Annotated in this window: 13 protein-coding genes; 7 read left to right on the top strand and 6 right to left on the bottom strand. The window is 29.0% G+C overall.

The window, feature by feature from the left end:
- Position 1 precedes the first annotated feature (1 nt).
- The 6 genes from L8W55_RS01575 to L8W55_RS01550 form a co-directional block, all read right to left on the bottom strand.
- Positions 2–376, bottom strand: a complete 375-nt coding sequence (locus L8W55_RS01575; RefSeq protein ID WP_263677010.1) for a DUF1090 domain-containing protein — start codon at positions 374–376, stop codon at positions 2–4.
- A 49-nt stretch (positions 377–425) separates the two neighbouring features.
- Positions 426–1,706 (bottom strand): DUF4153 domain-containing protein, encoded by a 1,281-nt coding sequence (locus L8W55_RS01570; RefSeq protein WP_263677009.1) that lies wholly within the window; start codon positions 1,704–1,706, stop codon positions 426–428.
- 271 nt (positions 1,707–1,977) lie between these two features.
- The gene (locus L8W55_RS01565; protein ID WP_263677008.1) at positions 1,978–2,352 is read right to left on the bottom strand and encodes an HIT family protein; all 375 of its coding nucleotides are present in this window, start codon (positions 2,350–2,352) and stop codon (positions 1,978–1,980) included.
- Between the two features lie 43 nt (positions 2,353–2,395).
- Positions 2,396–3,787: a class II fumarate hydratase gene (gene fumC / locus L8W55_RS01560; protein ID WP_263677007.1), complete on the bottom strand. Its 1,392-nt coding sequence runs from the start codon at positions 3,785–3,787 to the stop codon at positions 2,396–2,398.
- A 129-nt stretch (positions 3,788–3,916) separates the two neighbouring features.
- Positions 3,917–5,716 (bottom strand): glutamine--fructose-6-phosphate transaminase (isomerizing), encoded by a 1,800-nt coding sequence (gene glmS, locus L8W55_RS01555; RefSeq protein WP_263677005.1) that lies wholly within the window; start codon positions 5,714–5,716, stop codon positions 3,917–3,919.
- Between the two features lie 3 nt (positions 5,717–5,719).
- Complete coding sequence (locus L8W55_RS01550; RefSeq protein WP_263677096.1) at positions 5,720–8,074, bottom strand: nucleotidyltransferase; 2,355 nt, start codon at positions 8,072–8,074, stop codon at positions 5,720–5,722.
- A gap of 116 nt (positions 8,075–8,190) precedes the next feature.
- On the opposite strand from L8W55_RS01550, the gene mqnE reads away from it, so the two are divergent.
- From mqnE to L8W55_RS01515, 7 genes are all read left to right on the top strand, one after another.
- Positions 8,191–9,255 (top strand): aminofutalosine synthase MqnE, encoded by a 1,065-nt coding sequence (mqnE, locus tag L8W55_RS01545; RefSeq protein WP_263677003.1) that lies wholly within the window; start codon positions 8,191–8,193, stop codon positions 9,253–9,255.
- An 8-nt stretch (positions 9,256–9,263) separates the two neighbouring features.
- Positions 9,264–10,580, top strand: a complete 1,317-nt coding sequence (locus tag L8W55_RS01540) for an NCS2 family permease (RefSeq protein ID WP_263677001.1) — start codon at positions 9,264–9,266, stop codon at positions 10,578–10,580.
- 9 nt (positions 10,581–10,589) lie between these two features.
- Complete coding sequence (locus tag L8W55_RS01535) at positions 10,590–11,030, top strand: phosphoribosyltransferase (RefSeq protein WP_047208056.1); 441 nt, start codon at positions 10,590–10,592, stop codon at positions 11,028–11,030.
- Between the two features lie 66 nt (positions 11,031–11,096).
- On the top strand, positions 11,097–13,496 hold the full coding sequence (locus L8W55_RS01530; RefSeq protein ID WP_263677000.1) for a molybdopterin guanine dinucleotide-containing S/N-oxide reductase: 2,400 nt from the start codon (positions 11,097–11,099) through the stop codon (positions 13,494–13,496).
- 2 nt (positions 13,497–13,498) lie between these two features.
- Entirely contained in the window at positions 13,499–14,032 is a 534-nt protein-coding gene (locus tag L8W55_RS01525; protein WP_263676999.1) for a hypothetical protein, read from the top strand.
- A 6-nt stretch (positions 14,033–14,038) separates the two neighbouring features.
- The gene (locus L8W55_RS01520; RefSeq protein WP_263676998.1) at positions 14,039–15,196 is read left to right on the top strand and encodes a hypothetical protein; all 1,158 of its coding nucleotides are present in this window, start codon (positions 14,039–14,041) and stop codon (positions 15,194–15,196) included.
- Positions 15,193–15,933, top strand: a complete 741-nt coding sequence (locus L8W55_RS01515; RefSeq protein WP_263676997.1) for a Tfp pilus assembly protein FimT/FimU — start codon at positions 15,193–15,195, stop codon at positions 15,931–15,933. The genes L8W55_RS01520 and L8W55_RS01515 overlap by 4 nt, the downstream gene beginning before the upstream one ends.
- Positions 15,934–15,960: the final 27 nt, after the last annotated feature.

Below are 15,960 nucleotides of genomic sequence, written 5' to 3'. Positions count from 1 at the left end.
ATTAGAGCTTGTTGATATATTCTTCAATCTCTTTTTTGATTTTGTCTTTTTTGTCTTTTAAGGCTTGTTTTTTATTTTTATATTCTGTTTTACTCATATAATCTTTTTGTTTTTTTAATTCTTTTAACTCTTGTTCGATTTTTTCTATCTCTTGCTCTTTAAGTTTTTTAGCCTCTAATTTTTTATCATAAAAAAGAGGATCTTTTGTACAATCTGCCTGAACTTCTTTTAAGACTAATTCTAAACTTAAAGCTTTTTCTTGATGATTGTAATTTTTAGCATAAGCTATTTCTTTTTGAATTTGCTCTATTTTAACCTCACATTGTGTGGAAAATGCAAATGAGCAAAGTGTAAGTAAAAACAACAACTGTTTCATAGTTTAAACCTTTCTTTTTTTGATATTTTAGTTTGTTATATTAAATGATTTATTTGCTGTTTTTAATAAAAACATGAGTTTTAAAAAAAGTTATTTGACCTTTTATGTTAATATTAAATTCTAAAGGGATAAAAATCAAAGATGAGCCATTGTTAAGTCTGTAACTTAATTGTGAATTTTTCTGGTAGTTTTTTAAGACTTTGTCAAAATTTTTAAGCTTTAAAAGTTCTTTTTCTTGAAGTAAAAAATACAAGGTGTTATCATCAATCTTCATAAAATATTTAAATTCACTTGTATTAACAATAAAATCAAATAATACTTCATCATAATTTTCTTTTAATTTAGAGTATTTTGGATGAAATTTTTTGGACATATTGTGAAATTCTATCTTTTGTGGCTTTAAATGAGTTAAATTATAAGTTTTTAAAAAATCATCAAAACTATAGTTGTTATTATAATTTTTATCAAGATCGTGTAAGGTATTTTTGATATTTTTAATTTGATTGTAGTATTGCTTACTTTGAATATAGTCAAGCTCTAAAGAGTGTATAGAGTTTTCTAATTTTTGCAATTGGTATTTTTGCGAAGAAAAACTTATGTAATTTGCAAAAAATCCTAAAAATAGTGCCATAAGTGCAAGTAGATAAAAAGAAAATTTTAATGCTACTTTTTGTTTAAACACGCTTAGATAATTTGCAATCAAAAGCCATAAATTTAAAGCCAATACTGCTAAGCGTTCTGGTGTAAAGCCATATTGTGTAACTCTAATTATAATAGCATAAAATACGAAAAAATTTAGCGATAGTACTACAATAAAAAACGCATAGAGTAATGCTTTTTTGATTTTATAAGAAGATAAATTTATCCAAAGATTAATTAATAAAAAATTACCAAACCAAAGACATAAATGAACTATACTAAGACTTTCTAAAAGATTAAAAAATACTCCTAAACTATAAGAAAAAAGCATGATAATATATAAAGCACTAAAAATATTTAGTATAAATATAAAAATTTTATTAAAATTATATGAAGTAAAATTGCCAAGTAAAAATAAAGAAAAAATTCCAGCGCTAAAAATCCATAACGACAAAACATGAGAATTTAGTTTACTTGAAGAAATATCAAATAAAAAATTAAACGAACTATAAAATATAGCTAAAAATACACTAAAAATAATCCAAAAACTTACACTAAAAAAAAGGGCAGCTAAAAAATGATGAAAATAATTGAAATCATGTAATTTTCTTGCGCATACCAAAGCCACAAGAGCTATTGTTAAGGAAATATATAAAGTATTATCGGTAAGAAATATTAAATTATTTTCCACACTATCTTTTTTAAAGATAAAATTCAAAAATATATAAAAAATTAGTCCAAAAAATCCAATCCATAAATTTTTCAAGTTTTTATAATTTTGTATTAAATTGTTTTTTGAGTTAGTGAATGTTTCGCAAAAAATTATAAATAGGGTTAAAAGTAAAAAAATACTAGTTTGGTATGAATTATAAAAAAATGCTATAAAAAACCAAAAACATAAATAAAAAATAACTCCAAGTGGATGATTTAATAAAGCTAGATAGCTAGAATTAATAAATTTTTTAAACATAAATATTTTTTATTTTTTTAAGTAATTTTGATACAAATCCATCAAAATCGGGTAAATTTAAATCCTTAATTTCTCTTTGCTGTTTTCCCCACATACTTTCAGGAAAAAATCCATCTTCTTTAAAACGTGCCATAACATGAAAATGTACTCTTGGTACATAGTTTGCAAAGGAAGCTATGTTGATTTTTTCTGGGTTATAGTACTCTCTAAGGCTTAATTCGCAAGCTAAAACATACTGAAAAAGCATATTTTGTAAAAAGGCTGGACAATCACTTAATTCTCTGTAATTTTCTTTAGTAAAAATTTTTACCCAAGGAATTTGAGAATTTTCTTTTTCTATAAATAAAAAATCATTTTCATAAATCATACTAAACCTCAAGAAAAGACTAGGATTATTCCTAGTCTTTTGATTATTTTTTTGGTCCTATCATTTTTGTAGGATCTACAAATTTAGCAAAGTCTTCTTCGCTTACTAAGCCAAGCTTCATAGCACTTTCTTTTAAAGAAATACCTTTTTTGTGAGCATTTTTTGCTACTTTAGCTGCATTTTCATAGCCAATGTGTGGATTTAATGCAGTTACTAGCATTAAAGAATTATGTAAATTATGATCTATTTTTTCTTTATTTGGTTCTATGCCAACAGCACAGTGGATATTAAATGAATGCATAGCATCAGCTAATAAATCAAGGCTTTGTAAAAAATTATAAATAATCACAGGTTTGAAAACATTAAGCTCGAAATTTCCTTGACTTGCTGCAAAACCAATAGCTGCGTCATTTCCCATAACTTGCACTGCAACCATGGTTAAAGCTTCACACTGAGTAGGATTAACCTTGCCTGGCATGATAGAACTTCCTGGTTCGTTCTCAGGTATGTTTAACTCTCCAAGACCACATCTAGGGCCACTTGCTAACCATCTAATATCATTTGCTATTTTCATTAAATTTGCAGCTAAACCTTTCATAGCTCCATGTGTAAAATTAATGGCATCATGGCTTGTTAGCGCATGGAATTTATTTGGACTTGAAACAAATTTAGTACCTATTAGCTTGCTTAATTCTTCACTTACTTTTTCACTAAGTTCTGGATGAGCATTTAATCCTGTGCCAACAGCTGTCCCGCCTATTGCAAGCTCTCTTAATGTAGGCAAAGAAGTGATGATTTGCTCTTTTGAGTGAAGTAACATAGAAAGATATCCACTAAATTCTTGAGCAAGGGTAAGTGGTGTAGCATCTTGAAGGTGAGTTCTTCCTATTTTAATAATACCTTCAAATTCTTTTACTTTTTTTTCAAAAGTTGCAATAAGCTCATCTAAAGCAGGGATAAGTTTTTTTTCTACTTGCTCTACTGAAACTATACTCATAGCAGTTGGAAAAGTATCATTTGAGCTTTGGCTCATATTTACATGATCATTTGGATGAACAAGTTTTTCTTTTCTAAAATCACCACCCATAATTTCAGTTGCACGGTTTGCTATAACTTCATTCATATTCATATTACTTTGTGTGCCTGAACCTGTTTGCCATATTGCTAGTGGGAAATTATCATCAAATTTTCCTGCTACAATCTCATCACAAGCTTGCACAATAGCATTTTTTTTAGCATCGTCTAATTTGCCAAGTTTGTTATTTACTAAAGCCAAAGATTTTTTAAGATTTGCAAAAGCATAAATTAAAACTTTTGGCATTTTTTCACAACCTATTTTAAAATTTTCAAAACTTCTTTCAGTTTGCGCACCCCAATATTTGTCATTAGGAACTTTAATCTCTCCCATAGTATCGTGTTCGATTCTATATTCCATGGCTTTTCCTTGTAATAAAATTAAGATATGATATTTAAACCAAATAAACCCTAAAGTTTGCTTATAATTTAAGAAGTATTTATAAATTTTTTTAAAAAAGTGTAGTTTTTCCAAAACTACACAAAATATTTATTCTACGGTAACGCTTTTTGCTAGATTTCTTGGCATATCCACATCATTGCCAAGTCTTATAGAAACTTCTAAAGCTAGAAGCTGTAAGATCACCATCATTTCAAAAAATTCACACATATAGTGTTCTTGTTTTGAAGTTCTTATAAAATCATCGCTTAAATCAAAATCAAGTGGAGAAATAGCAAGTAAAGTAGAATCTCTTGCAGCTAATTCTTCTACATTTGATTTTGTTTTTTCATAAAGGCAATTTTGTGGCATTAATGCAACGGTAAAAAGCTCACTATCTGCTAGAGCAATAGGTCCATGTTTCATTTCACCTGCTGGATAGCCTTCAGCATGCAAGTATGAAATTTCTTTTAATTTTAAAGCCCCTTCTAAAGCTAATGGATAAAATACATCTCTTCCTATAAAGAAAAAGCCATGACCATGTAGGTATCTTTTTGAAATTCTGTGTACTTTTTCATGCAAGTTTTGTTCAACTTTAACTATACTTGGTAAGCTTCTTAGAGCTTTGATTTCTTTACTCATATCTAAATTTACTTTTTGTGCAAGATAGATTGCAAGCATCCATAAGGTTGCTACTTGAGTGGCAAAAGCTTTAGTTGAAGCCACACCTTTTTCAATGCCCGCTCTAGTAAGTAATGATATATCAGCCAAACGCACGATATTAGAATTATCCACATTACATATTGCTAAAGTTTTAACTCCTTGTGCTTTTGCTATTTTTAAAGCTTCTAGTGTATCAGCTGTTTCACCGCTTTGAGATATTACTATAAAAAGAGTATTTTTGCCTATAATGGCCTCTCTGTATCTAAATTCACTTGCTACTTCAACTTTAGTTTTAATCTTTGCAAGTCTTTCAAGCAAATAAGCCCCGCTTAATGCTGCATGATAGCTTGTACCACAAGCACAAAGTGTGATTTCATCTATGTTTTGTAAAAGAGTTTCATCTATATCTTCAAAAACAATCTGCTCACCTTGCAAGCGTCCCATTAAAACTTCGCCTAAAACTCTACTTTGCTCATAGATTTCTTTTTCCATAAAAAATCTATAACCATCTTTTTGAGCATAACTTTTATCTTGACTTAAAGCTACAAAAGTAGGTTGTATGCAAGCTTGATCATGGCAAATTTTGCATTCGTTTAAATTCACATATCCATAATCCCCGTCTTCAAGATAAGCTACTTTATCCACTAAAGAAACTAAAGGCGCATCACTTGATGCAAAATAATATTCATTCTCATTGCCATTTTTTCCGATGATGAGTGGCACTGCATTTTTAGCAAAATAAATTGTATTAGGATCTTTTTTACTTACAAGCAAGATTGCAAAAGCACCTTTTAGTTCAGCTATAGTCTTTTTAAAAGCTTCAAATGGTTCTAAATTGCTTGCATAGTATTCAAATAAATGTACAATAACTTCAGTATCGGTTTGACTTAGAAAATTAATACCCTCTTGTGTGAGTTTTGTTTTTAATTCTTGGTAGTTTTCTATGATTCCATTGTGTATTACACAAGAGTATTGTCCTAAATGCGGATGAGCGTTTATTTCAGTTGGTTTTCCATGGGTTGCCCAACGCGTATGACCTATAGCAAGCCCAAAGCCATCACTATTAAAATTAGCAGTTTTATTAGCTAAATTTTCTAATTTTCCAACCGCTTTAAAAAAATCTAATTCTCCATCTTTCATTACTGCTATGCCAGCACTATCATAACCTCTATACTCAAGCTCTTTTAAGCCTTCTAATATGATTTTTTTCTTTTCTTTGGTTCCTATATATCCTACTATTCCGCACATCTTTTACTCGCTTATTAGTGATTTAAGAATTTGATCTTTATGATCTTGCAAGCTTTCATTTTTATGCAAAATCAAAACATTTCGCGTTCTTTCTTTTATGGTTTGAATTTTTGCTGCACTTAAGATAATATCATATCTTGCAAGTACATCCATCACATAAGCCATCAAACCTTTTTGATCTTTTGTGTTTAAGGTTATTTTGGCATAGCTTTTGGAATAATTCATATCTAATTTTAATTCATCTTTTTTAATGTTTGGTTTTTTTGCCTTTTTTTGTACTTTTAAATGCAATTTAGAATTTAGTAAATTTTCTAAACTTTGCTTTTGAGTATCGCTTACTATATCTGAATATTCAAATTTCAAATAAACTTTTTCATCAAATAATTCAAAGAAACTCATAAAGATTAAATTTAAAGAACTTAAAGTGTTGAGTATATTTTCAAGATTGTTTTTTCTATTCATAATTAATTCTAAAGTAAAATTATCTTGATTATCAAGCCAAAAAGTAAAATTTTCTTTTTGTGCAATTTGTGCTATTTTAATGATTTTTTCAAAACTATTTTTTATAAAAAAGAGATTAGATTTAATATGAGTGATATTATCTTGAGTTTGTTCATCAAGATCTAAAAAAGCCTTACTTCTTTTTAGAGTTTGTTCTTTTTTTACTCTTCTTTGGCTCTCATCAATTAAATTCTCATCCTCAAAGCCTTCTAGCGCATTTTGAAATAATCTTTCTAGGCTTTTATAATAAAAATGATTTTCTATACCCAAAGCTTTAGCATTGCAAAAAGATAAAAGATGTAAGGTTTTTAAGGTATTTATATCATTTAATTTGGAAATAAAATTTAACACAATAGTAGAATTATAAATATCTTCTTTTTCTATAATGTCTTTAAAAGCGTTAAAATTTTTATACAATCTTAAGCCAAAATCTAAAAGTTCATTATCAACTTGGAATTTTCCTACATAAGCCCTGTAAATATTTGCTAAAGAAATTTCATTTTCTTCGTGAATAGCACTTAAAAGTATGGTGAGTTTTATTATTAAAAGTGTATTTTCATCAAAGTCATAATCTTTTTCTTCAAAGTATTTTAAGCAAAGTAATGCTCTATCTAATGCACTATAAATACCTTCTTCTTCGAGTAAAAATTTACTTTGAGTAAGAGGTTTGCAAAAATCTTTTAAAACATTAGCATCAGCAAGAAGTTTTAAAAGAGCAAAAGAATGTTTTCTTTCTAAAATTTTCTTGAATAATTCTAGATTTTCATCTTTATTTTCTGCTCTTTTTAATGCAAAAATGAGTTTGATATCAAAATTATAATCTTTATCATCTAATTTTAAAAGTTGATTTAATATCAAGCTTAGGTTTTTACTTTCGCTAGAATAAGTAAAAAAGCTATCTTGTGTTTCATAAAGCTTACTATCTTTATAGTGTTTTTCTTGGATACACCTTGCTAAAAATTGCGTATAAATTCCACAAGTTTGCATACATTGCATAGCTTTTTGAATAAGTATGGATTTAAGATCTAAATTTTTCTTTTCTTTTTTTTGCATTAAGTTAGCAAGTTCTTGTGAATTTTGTATTAAAAATAAATTAGTGTTTTTGCCTTCTAAAAGATTCATTGCACATTTAAGTGAAAATAAAAAATCACTCGCAAGCTTAAATTCACTTAATTCTTTTTCGTTGATAAAATTAAGCATATAGTTTTTAGGAGAATCTTTAAACAAAATACTTAAATTTTCTATATCAAGTTGCTCATCTAAACCACCAAAATTTTTATTAATATCAAATTCTTGCTTGATTAAAGGTTGATGATAAGGGTTAAATTCTTGCAAGATTTTCAAAGCAAATTCTTCTTTTAACTCATCTTGAGCTTGAGAAATTTTTTCTTTGATTTGTTTAAATAAAATTTTAGATCCGCAAATATAACGATATTGTAAAATATTTTGTTTTAACTCATTTTTAGCTATATTGTAAAGTCCATTTATTTCACAAATTTGATAATTGATATTTAAATTAATATCATTTAAAGAAGTGATAAATGCTTTCATTAAAGGCTTGATATTGTAAGCTTTTATATCTTTATAAATAAGCAATAAATCAACATTTTCTTTTATACTTAAATTCATTTTAGCATATTGTTTAATAGCGATAATACAAAAAGGGAATTTATCATTATGCGGAAAATAATCATCGAAAAAATCATTCAAAACAAGCTCATAAACATCTTCTATAAAACGATCAATTTCTTTAGAGTGATAAAAACTAAATGAGCCTTGTTTTAAAAAAAGTCTAGAACAATAAGCTTCATAATCTTTTAAAGAATTTTTTAAATTTTGAATTTTTTGCATATTCATTTTTGACAATAATCCCTTTATTTTGATTTTTAATATCATACCAAAAAATACTTTGTATTAAATTTTAAGTAAGTAGAAACTATAATTGTAATTTAAATTTAAAAAATGGTAAGAATATGCAAACAATTATAGAAAAACTAGAAAATCAAGAAAGATTAAATGAAGAAGAAGCTAATAAACTTTGGGATTTAGAGCTTTTTACTTTAGGTAAATACGCACAAAGAATTCGAACTAATTTACACGGTAAAAAGGTTTATTTTAATATCAATCGCCATATTAACCCTACAAATATATGCGCAGATACTTGTAAATTTTGTGCTTTTTCAGCACACAGAAAAAATCCTAATCCTTACACTATGTCGCACGAAGAGATAATGAAAATAGTCGATGAGACAGTTTTAAGAGGCACAAAAGAAATTCATATTGTTTCAGCACATAATAAAAACACTTCATGGCAGTGGTATTTGGAAATTTTTAAAATGATTAAAGAAAAATACCCATTTTTACATATTAAAGCCTTAACTGCTGCTGAGATTGATTTTTTAAGTAGAGCTTTTAATATGAGCTATGAAGAAGTGATAGAAAAAATGCTTGAATACGGCGTTGATTCTATGCCAGGTGGTGGGGCTGAAATTTTTGATGAAGAAATTAGAAAAAAAATTTGTCATGGTAAGGTAAGTAGTGAAAATTGGTTGAAAATTCACAAACTTTGGCATGAAAAAGGTAGACAAAGTAACGCCACAATGCTTTTTGGGCATATAGAAAGCAGAGAAAATAGAATTAATCATATGATAAGATTGAGAAATCTTCAAGATCAAACCGGTGGGTTTAATGCTTTCATTCCTTTAGTTTGGCAACAAGATAACAGTTTTATTACAGGTAAAAAACCACTTGGCTCGGTAGAAATTTTAAAAACCTTAGCTATTGCAAGGATAGTGCTTGATAATATTAAAAATATTAAAGCATACTGGGCAACTATGGGTATAAATTTAGCTATGGTAGCTCAAGATTTTGGTGCAAATGATTTAGATGGTACTATAGAAAAAGAAAGTATACAAAGTGCAGGTGGGGCAAAAAGTTCAAATGGCTTGAGTTTAAAAACTTTTATAGAAACGATTCAAAGCTCAGGTTATATAGCGATAGAACGAGATAGTTTGTATAATGAATTAAAAACTTATTAAGGATAAAAATGGATTTTTTTAAACTTAAAGAACATAATAGTGATGTAAAAACTGAAATTTATGCAGGTATTGCTACTTTTTTAGCAATGATTTATATCATACCGGTTAATGCAAATATTATGAGTAATTCAGGTATGCCACTAGAAGCTTTAATTGTTGCAACTGCTTTAGTAACTATTATAGCTACTACTTTTAGTGCTTTTTTCTCTAATACTCCTGTGGCTATGAGCGTGGGTATGGGGCTAAATGCGTATTTTACTTTTAGTGTGTGTAATACTTATCAAATTCCTTGGCAAAGTGCTTTAGGGGCTGTGTTTTTATCAGGTATTGTTTTTACTTTATTATCTTTTACTAATTTTAGAATTTGGGTGATAAAAAGCATACCAAATGATTTAAGAAAAGCCATATCAGCAGGTATTGGAACCTTTATAGCCTTTATGGGACTTGTGCAAATGGGGATTATCACCAAAAGCGAAGCAACCTTAGTAGGTTTGGGTGATTTTTCAAGCACTAAAGTGCTTTTTGGATTATTTGGTTTGTTTTTGGTTTTTGTTTTTTGGGCTTGGAGGATTAAAGCTGCATTTATCTTAGCTGTTTTTGTGAGTGCTTTGTGTGCTTGGATTTTTGGTATTGATGGAGCTAGGTTTCCAGAGCAACTTTTATCTTTACCAGTTATTAGTGGAGATAATGGCTTAAGTGCTATATTTGGTAAGCTTGATATTAAAGGAGCTTTAGAACTTAGTATGATTCCTATAGTGCTTACTTTTTTTGTTACTCAGCTTTTTGATAGTGTGGGTACAATCACAGGTGTAGGCTCAAGAGGAAAAATATTTAATGATCCAAAACAAGGTGAGAAAAAATTAGGTAAAACCTTAGGTGCTGATGCAGCAAGTTCGGCTATGGGAGCTGTTATTGGAACTTCTACTGTAACTGCTTTTGTAGAAAGTTCAGCAGGAGTGGAAGCAGGTGGTAGGACAGGGCTTACAGCTTTGGTTACTGCTATATGCTTTGTTTTTACTTTATTTTTATTGCCAGTATTTAAAGCTATTCCTGCAAATTCTATTTATCCTATTTTAGTGCTTGTTGGTGTTTTAATGTTTATGGAAGTTGCAAATATTAATTTTAAAGATAAAGCTATAGCAGTAAGTGCGTTTTTTATTATTATTATGATGCCGCTGACTTATTCTATTACAACGGGTTTTGCTTTTGGATTTATTGCGTATTTATTTATGCGTATCATGCAAAAAGAATTTGATAAAATTAACCTCGGTATTATTGTATTAAGTGCGATTTCATTGTTAGTATTTTTATTACAATTTTTATAGGAAGTGATTATGTATTATTATGCTTATGAAGAATTTCAAAAAGAAATTATTCCTTTTACGCGCAAAATTAAGGAAGAATTTAATCCTGATGTATTACTTGCCATTGCAAGAGGTGGTATGACTTTAGGTCATTTTTTAGCAGAAGGTATGGGAAATAGAAATTTATTTTCTTTAAATTCTATTCATTATGAAGATACCCAAAAGTTAGATACGATTAAAATTTTCAACATTCCTGATCTTAGTTCATATAAAAAAGTTCTTTTGGTAGATGATATTATAGATAGTGGTGAAACTATGATAGAAATCAAAAGAGTTTTAATGGAAAAATATCCTCATTTAGAGCTCAAAGTAGCAAGTGTTTTTTATAAACCTTCAGCATTACTAATCCCTGAGTTTTATATAAAAGAAGCTAAAGAGTGGATTGACTTTTTTTGGAGTATTAAAATTTAGCTTTAAATCAAATACAAATGTTATATAATATTATTTTGACTTTATTTTGTTAAGAAAGGATGTCTTATGAGTTTAACAAGAAGAAAATTTCTAAAAGGACTTGCTGCTACTTCAGCGATTGCTTCGGTTAATCCTTTAATGGCTGCAAGTGAGGGAACTAAATTTTATGATACTAAAAAAATTCCTCACGCAACTCACTTTGGTGCTTTTTGGGCTGAAGTAAATTCAGAAGGAAAACTTGTAAAAGTTACACCGCAACAATCTGACAAACATCCTTCTATTATCACTGATGCTATCATTGATAGAACTTATTCAGATACTAGGGTAAAGTATCCTTGTGTTAGAAAAAGTTTTTTAGAAGGAAAAAAAAGACCTAAATTAAGAGGTAAAGAGCCTTTTGTAAGAGTAAGTTGGGAAAAAGCTTTAGAGCTTGTATTGCAAAAATTAAAAGAAACTCCTATTGAAAATTTATTTAACGCAAGTTATGGTGCTTGGGGGCATGTAGGTTTATTGCACAATTGTAACTCAGTAGCAGGAAGATTTTTTAACACTGCTTTAGGTGGTCACATTGGCACTGATGGAGAGTATAGCAATGGAGCTGCTGGTAAAGTTAATGCTAGTATAGTAGGGGATTTAGAAGTTTATTCTTTGCAAACTTCTCACGAGGTTATCTTAGAAAATACCCAAGTTTATGTTTTATGGGGAGCTGATCTTTATAAATGTAACCAAATTGACTTTAAAGTTGCAAATCGTGGTAATGATGAGTATTATAAAAAATACAGCAAATCAAATATCAAATTTATCACAATTGATCCTCAATACACTCAAACAGCAGAAATTTTAAATGCCCAGTGGATTAAAATTCGTCCAAATACCGATGTAGCTTTAATGCTTGGTATGATGAATTATTTATATAAAAGTGGAAAATACGATAAAAAATTCATTGAAAAATATACTGATGGTTTTGACAAATTCTTACCTTATTTGCTTGGAAAAACTGATGGTATTGATAAAACTCCAGCTTGGGCTGCAAATATTACCGGTGTTGAAGAAAAAGTTATTACCGCATTAGCAGATACTTTTGTGAAAAATAGAACTTTCTTAGCAGGTAACTGGGCTATGCAAAGAGCGCATCATGGTGAGCAAGCTGATTGGACTTTAATGGTTTTAGCTTCAATGATAGGTCAAGTAGGTCTACCTGGTGGTGGATTTGGCTTTTCTATGCATTATTCAGGTGGTGGACAAGCGTTTTCAGGTGTAAGATTACCAGTAGGCTTACCACAAGGTAAAAATAATCTCGATACTAATATTCCTGCGAGTAGGGTTTCAGAGGCAATTTTAAATCCTGGTAAAACAGTTAAGTTTAAAGGTAAAGAAATCACCTATCCAAAAATCAAAATGATGTATGTAGTGGGTGCTTCTGTATTAGGCCACCATCCGGATACAAATGAGCTTATTAAAGCTTTAAGAACACTTGATACATTAATCGTCCATGAGCCTTGGTGGACACCTATGGCAAAAATGGCTGATATTGTATTGCCTTCAACTACAACTTTAGAAAGAGATGATATTAGTTTTGGTGGTTCTTATTCTCAAGATTATGTTTATGCTATGAAAAAAGTAATCGAACCTTATTTTGAAAGTAGAAATGACTATGATATTTTTGAAGAATTAGCAAAAAGAATAGGTGAAAGAGAACATAAAAAATTCACTGGTGGTAAAACTAAACAACAATGGCTTGAAGGTTTTTATGGTAGAAGTGATTGCCCTTATTATATGGAATTTGCTGATTTTTGGAAACAAGGTTTTATTCATTTTGAAACTCCAAAAGAAGCCTATAATTTCGTAAGACACTCTGAATTTAGAGCTGATCCTGTAGCAAATAAACTTGCAACAGAAAGTGGAAAAATTCAAATTTATTCACCAAAATTTGAAAAATATAACTTGGAAGACTTTAAAGCACATCCAACTTGGTTTGAACCAGCTGAGTGGTTGGGTAATGAAAAATTAGTTAAAAAATATCCTTTTCATTTAGTAAGCCCACACCCAAGATATAGAGTGCATTCTCAACTTGATAATACCTGGGTGAGAGATTTGTATAAAATTCAAGGTAGAGAGCCTGTGATGATAAATACAAATGATGCTAAAAAACTTGGTATTACCCATGGGGAAGTTGTAGAAGTGTATAATGATCGTGGATCACTTTTGGCAGGTGCTTTTGTAACAGATAATATCATGGAAGGGGTTATTAGCATTCAAGAGGGTGCTTGGTATGATCCTGAAGATGTAAGCGATAGCAAGCCAAGATGTAATGCAGGTCATGTAAATGTTTTAACAAGCTCAAGACCAACTTCAACTATGGCTCAAGCAACTAGTGTAAATACTTGTCTAGTGGGTATTAAAAAACTAAAAGAAGTTATAAAACCTTATAACTCAACTACGCCACCAGAAATTATAGGAGCTTAATAATGAAGAAAATTATATTAGTATTGACTTTTTTAGCTAGTGCTTTATTTGCTAAAGATATGTTTATTTTTAATGAAAAAGTAGATCTTTTAGATAGTGCTAGTAAAAAAGCAATAGGACAAATTTATGAAGGCTCTAAAGTGGAGCTTGTAAAAGAAGAGGGTGAATATTCTTTAATTAAAGTTAAAGGCGAGGTTGTGGAGTCAAATCCAAAAAGCCTTGCTTATACCAAAGATGGAATTTATCTTTTACTTACTTTAAATGCTAAAAATGCAAGCAATGAAATGGAATTTTTAGTTAAAAGTAAAGATTTAACCGATCAAGAAATTCTTGCCTGGGATGAGATAGAATTAACTTATTATGATACTTGTACAAGTTGTCACGCAGCGCATAAACCAAAAGAACATTTAATGGAAGAATGGGATGCATACTTATCTGCTATGCAAGGTTTTGCAAAAATTACTGACGCAGAAAAAGATAGAATTTTAAGATTTTTACAATCTCATGCAAGTAATGGTCCTGTAAAACTTGACTAATCAAAAATGAAAAGGTATTTGCTAGCCGTTTTATTTTTTGATTTTTGTGCTTTATTGTATGGCATAAGCACTTTATCTATAAGCTACAATGAAGCACAAATTTATTTTTATGATCATAGCTTAATTGCTATGATCGCTAGATTTGGTACTACTCTTTTTGGCCAAAATGACTTTGGGTTAAGACTACCTTTTGTTTTATTGCACTCTTTAAGTTGTGTTTTATTATACATTTTAGCTTTAAAATATACCAAAACTTCTTTTGATGCCTTTATTTCTGTGGTGCTTTTTATATTACTCCCTGGTAGTGTAGCTAGCGCTTTACTTATTAATGAATCAAGCGTTGTGATATTTTTCACACTTTTAATTTTAGTATTATTTGAATATAAGAAAATATTTTTATTTTATGTTTTATTAGTTTTAGTTCTTTTTGTAGATGGAAATTTTGCAATTTTATACTTGTCTTTTTTCTTCTATGCAATTTATAAAAAAGATAAATTACTTATTATATGCTCTTTGATTTTATTTGCTATTGTAATGAGTGTTTATGGGTTTGATGCAAGTGGAAAACCTAAGGGGTATTTTTTGGATACTTTGGGTATTTTTGCAGCTTGTTTTTCTCCTTTAATTTTTCTTTATTTTTTTTATGTTGTTTATAGAATTCTTTTGCAAGATGATAAGCCACTTTTATGGTTTATTAGTGCAAGCACTTTTGTTTTTTGTTTAATTTTTTCTATAAGACAAAGACTTTTTTTAGAAGATTTTTTACCTTTTTGTGTGGTTTGTACTCCTTTGTTAATTCGTTATTTAATGTCTTCTTACCGTTCAAGAATGCCACAATTGCGCCTAAAACATAAAATTTTTATAGAATGTTCTTTGATATTTTTATTATTTTTTTATCTTGGTATTGTTTTTAATCAAAATTTTTATTATTTATTAAAAGACCCCAAAAAACATTTTGCCTATGATTATCACATAGCCAAAGAACTAGCTCTAAACTTAAAACAACATAATCTCACGCATATTGCTACACAAGATAAAGAACTAGCCCTAAGACTTAAATTCTATGGTATTTCTAAAGGTAAGTTAGAACTTCATTCTAGCAAAAAAACTAGCAAGATTTATGTTAGTTTGGGCAAGCATAAAGTTTATTATTCTATAAAATGAAACAAGCTTTCACTTTAATAGAACTAGTTTTTGTTTGTATTATATTATCTTTATTATTTTCTATGGCCTATGTTTATTATAAACCTGATTATTTGCGCTTGGGAGCTGAGCAAGTTTTAAATGATATTAAATACACAAGACACTTAGCTTTAATGCAAAATGATTTTAGAGTTAAAGAATTTAACATTGCTAAACGAGAGTGGTTTAAGGCTAAATGGCAACTGTATTTTATACGCTCAAAATCTGCTACAAATAACGAGCAAACCTATACCATTTTTTTAGACAAAAATGGCGATGGTAATGCAAACATAGGTAAAAATATGATTAACAAAGACAGAGAAATAGCCGTTGATCTTATCAACCCTGATATATTAATGAACTCAGGTCAAAGTGGAGTGATAAATCAAAATGATTTCAAGGCAAATTTAAAATACAATATAGAAAAAACTTATGGTATATCTAAAGTTTTATTTGAAGGTGCTTGTAAGGGAAGTACACGTTTGGTTTTTGACGATTATGGTCGTTTATATACGCCTTTAAAAAATGCTACACGTGTTTATGATAAACTTGCTTCTTTTAATAATGATTGTATTATAAGATTATCTAATAACCAAAATGAGCATATATGTATTGTTATAAATCCTATTAGTGGCTATGCCTATATCCCTAAATTTTCTTCAAATAAATCACAAAATATAACACTTAATAATAAAAACACCTACTGTCATACTTTATAAATTATATTGACTATAAATTGTTTCCCT

This window comes from Campylobacter sp. FU_520 (assembly GCF_025772385.1).
GTDB lineage: Bacteria > Campylobacterota > Campylobacteria > Campylobacterales > Campylobacteraceae > Campylobacter_D > Campylobacter_D lari_C.
The sequence above is the reverse complement of the archived record's forward strand: the minus strand, read 5'-3'. Positions and strand labels throughout refer to the sequence as shown.

What these genes read in the sequence shown, in the direction of transcription:
- L8W55_RS01575 (WP_263677010.1), bottom strand. Translation starts at nt 376, where the DNA reads ATGAAACAGTTGTTGTTTTTACTTACACTTTGCTCATTTGCATTTTCC.
- L8W55_RS01565 (WP_263677008.1), bottom strand. Translation starts at nt 2,352, where the DNA reads ATGATTTATGAAAATGATTTTTTATTTATAGAAAAAGAAAATTCTCAA.
- fumC (WP_263677007.1), bottom strand. Translation starts at nt 3,787, where the DNA reads ATGGAATATAGAATCGAACACGATACTATGGGAGAGATTAAAGTTCCT.
- glmS (WP_263677005.1), bottom strand. Translation starts at nt 5,716, where the DNA reads ATGTGCGGAATAGTAGGATATATAGGAACCAAAGAAAAGAAAAAAATC.
- L8W55_RS01550 (WP_263677096.1), bottom strand. Translation starts at nt 8,074, where the DNA reads ATGAATATGCAAAAAATTCAAAATTTAAAAAATTCTTTAAAAGATTAT.
- mqnE (WP_263677003.1), top strand. Translation starts at nt 8,191, where the DNA reads ATGCAAACAATTATAGAAAAACTAGAAAATCAAGAAAGATTAAATGAA.
- L8W55_RS01540 (WP_263677001.1), top strand. Translation starts at nt 9,264, where the DNA reads ATGGATTTTTTTAAACTTAAAGAACATAATAGTGATGTAAAAACTGAA.
- L8W55_RS01535 (WP_047208056.1), top strand. Translation starts at nt 10,590, where the DNA reads ATGTATTATTATGCTTATGAAGAATTTCAAAAAGAAATTATTCCTTTT.
- L8W55_RS01530 (WP_263677000.1), top strand. Translation starts at nt 11,097, where the DNA reads ATGAGTTTAACAAGAAGAAAATTTCTAAAAGGACTTGCTGCTACTTCA.
- L8W55_RS01525 (WP_263676999.1), top strand. Translation starts at nt 13,499, where the DNA reads ATGAAGAAAATTATATTAGTATTGACTTTTTTAGCTAGTGCTTTATTT.
- L8W55_RS01520 (WP_263676998.1), top strand. Translation starts at nt 14,039, where the DNA reads ATGAAAAGGTATTTGCTAGCCGTTTTATTTTTTGATTTTTGTGCTTTA.
- L8W55_RS01515 (WP_263676997.1), top strand. Translation starts at nt 15,193, where the DNA reads ATGAAACAAGCTTTCACTTTAATAGAACTAGTTTTTGTTTGTATTATA.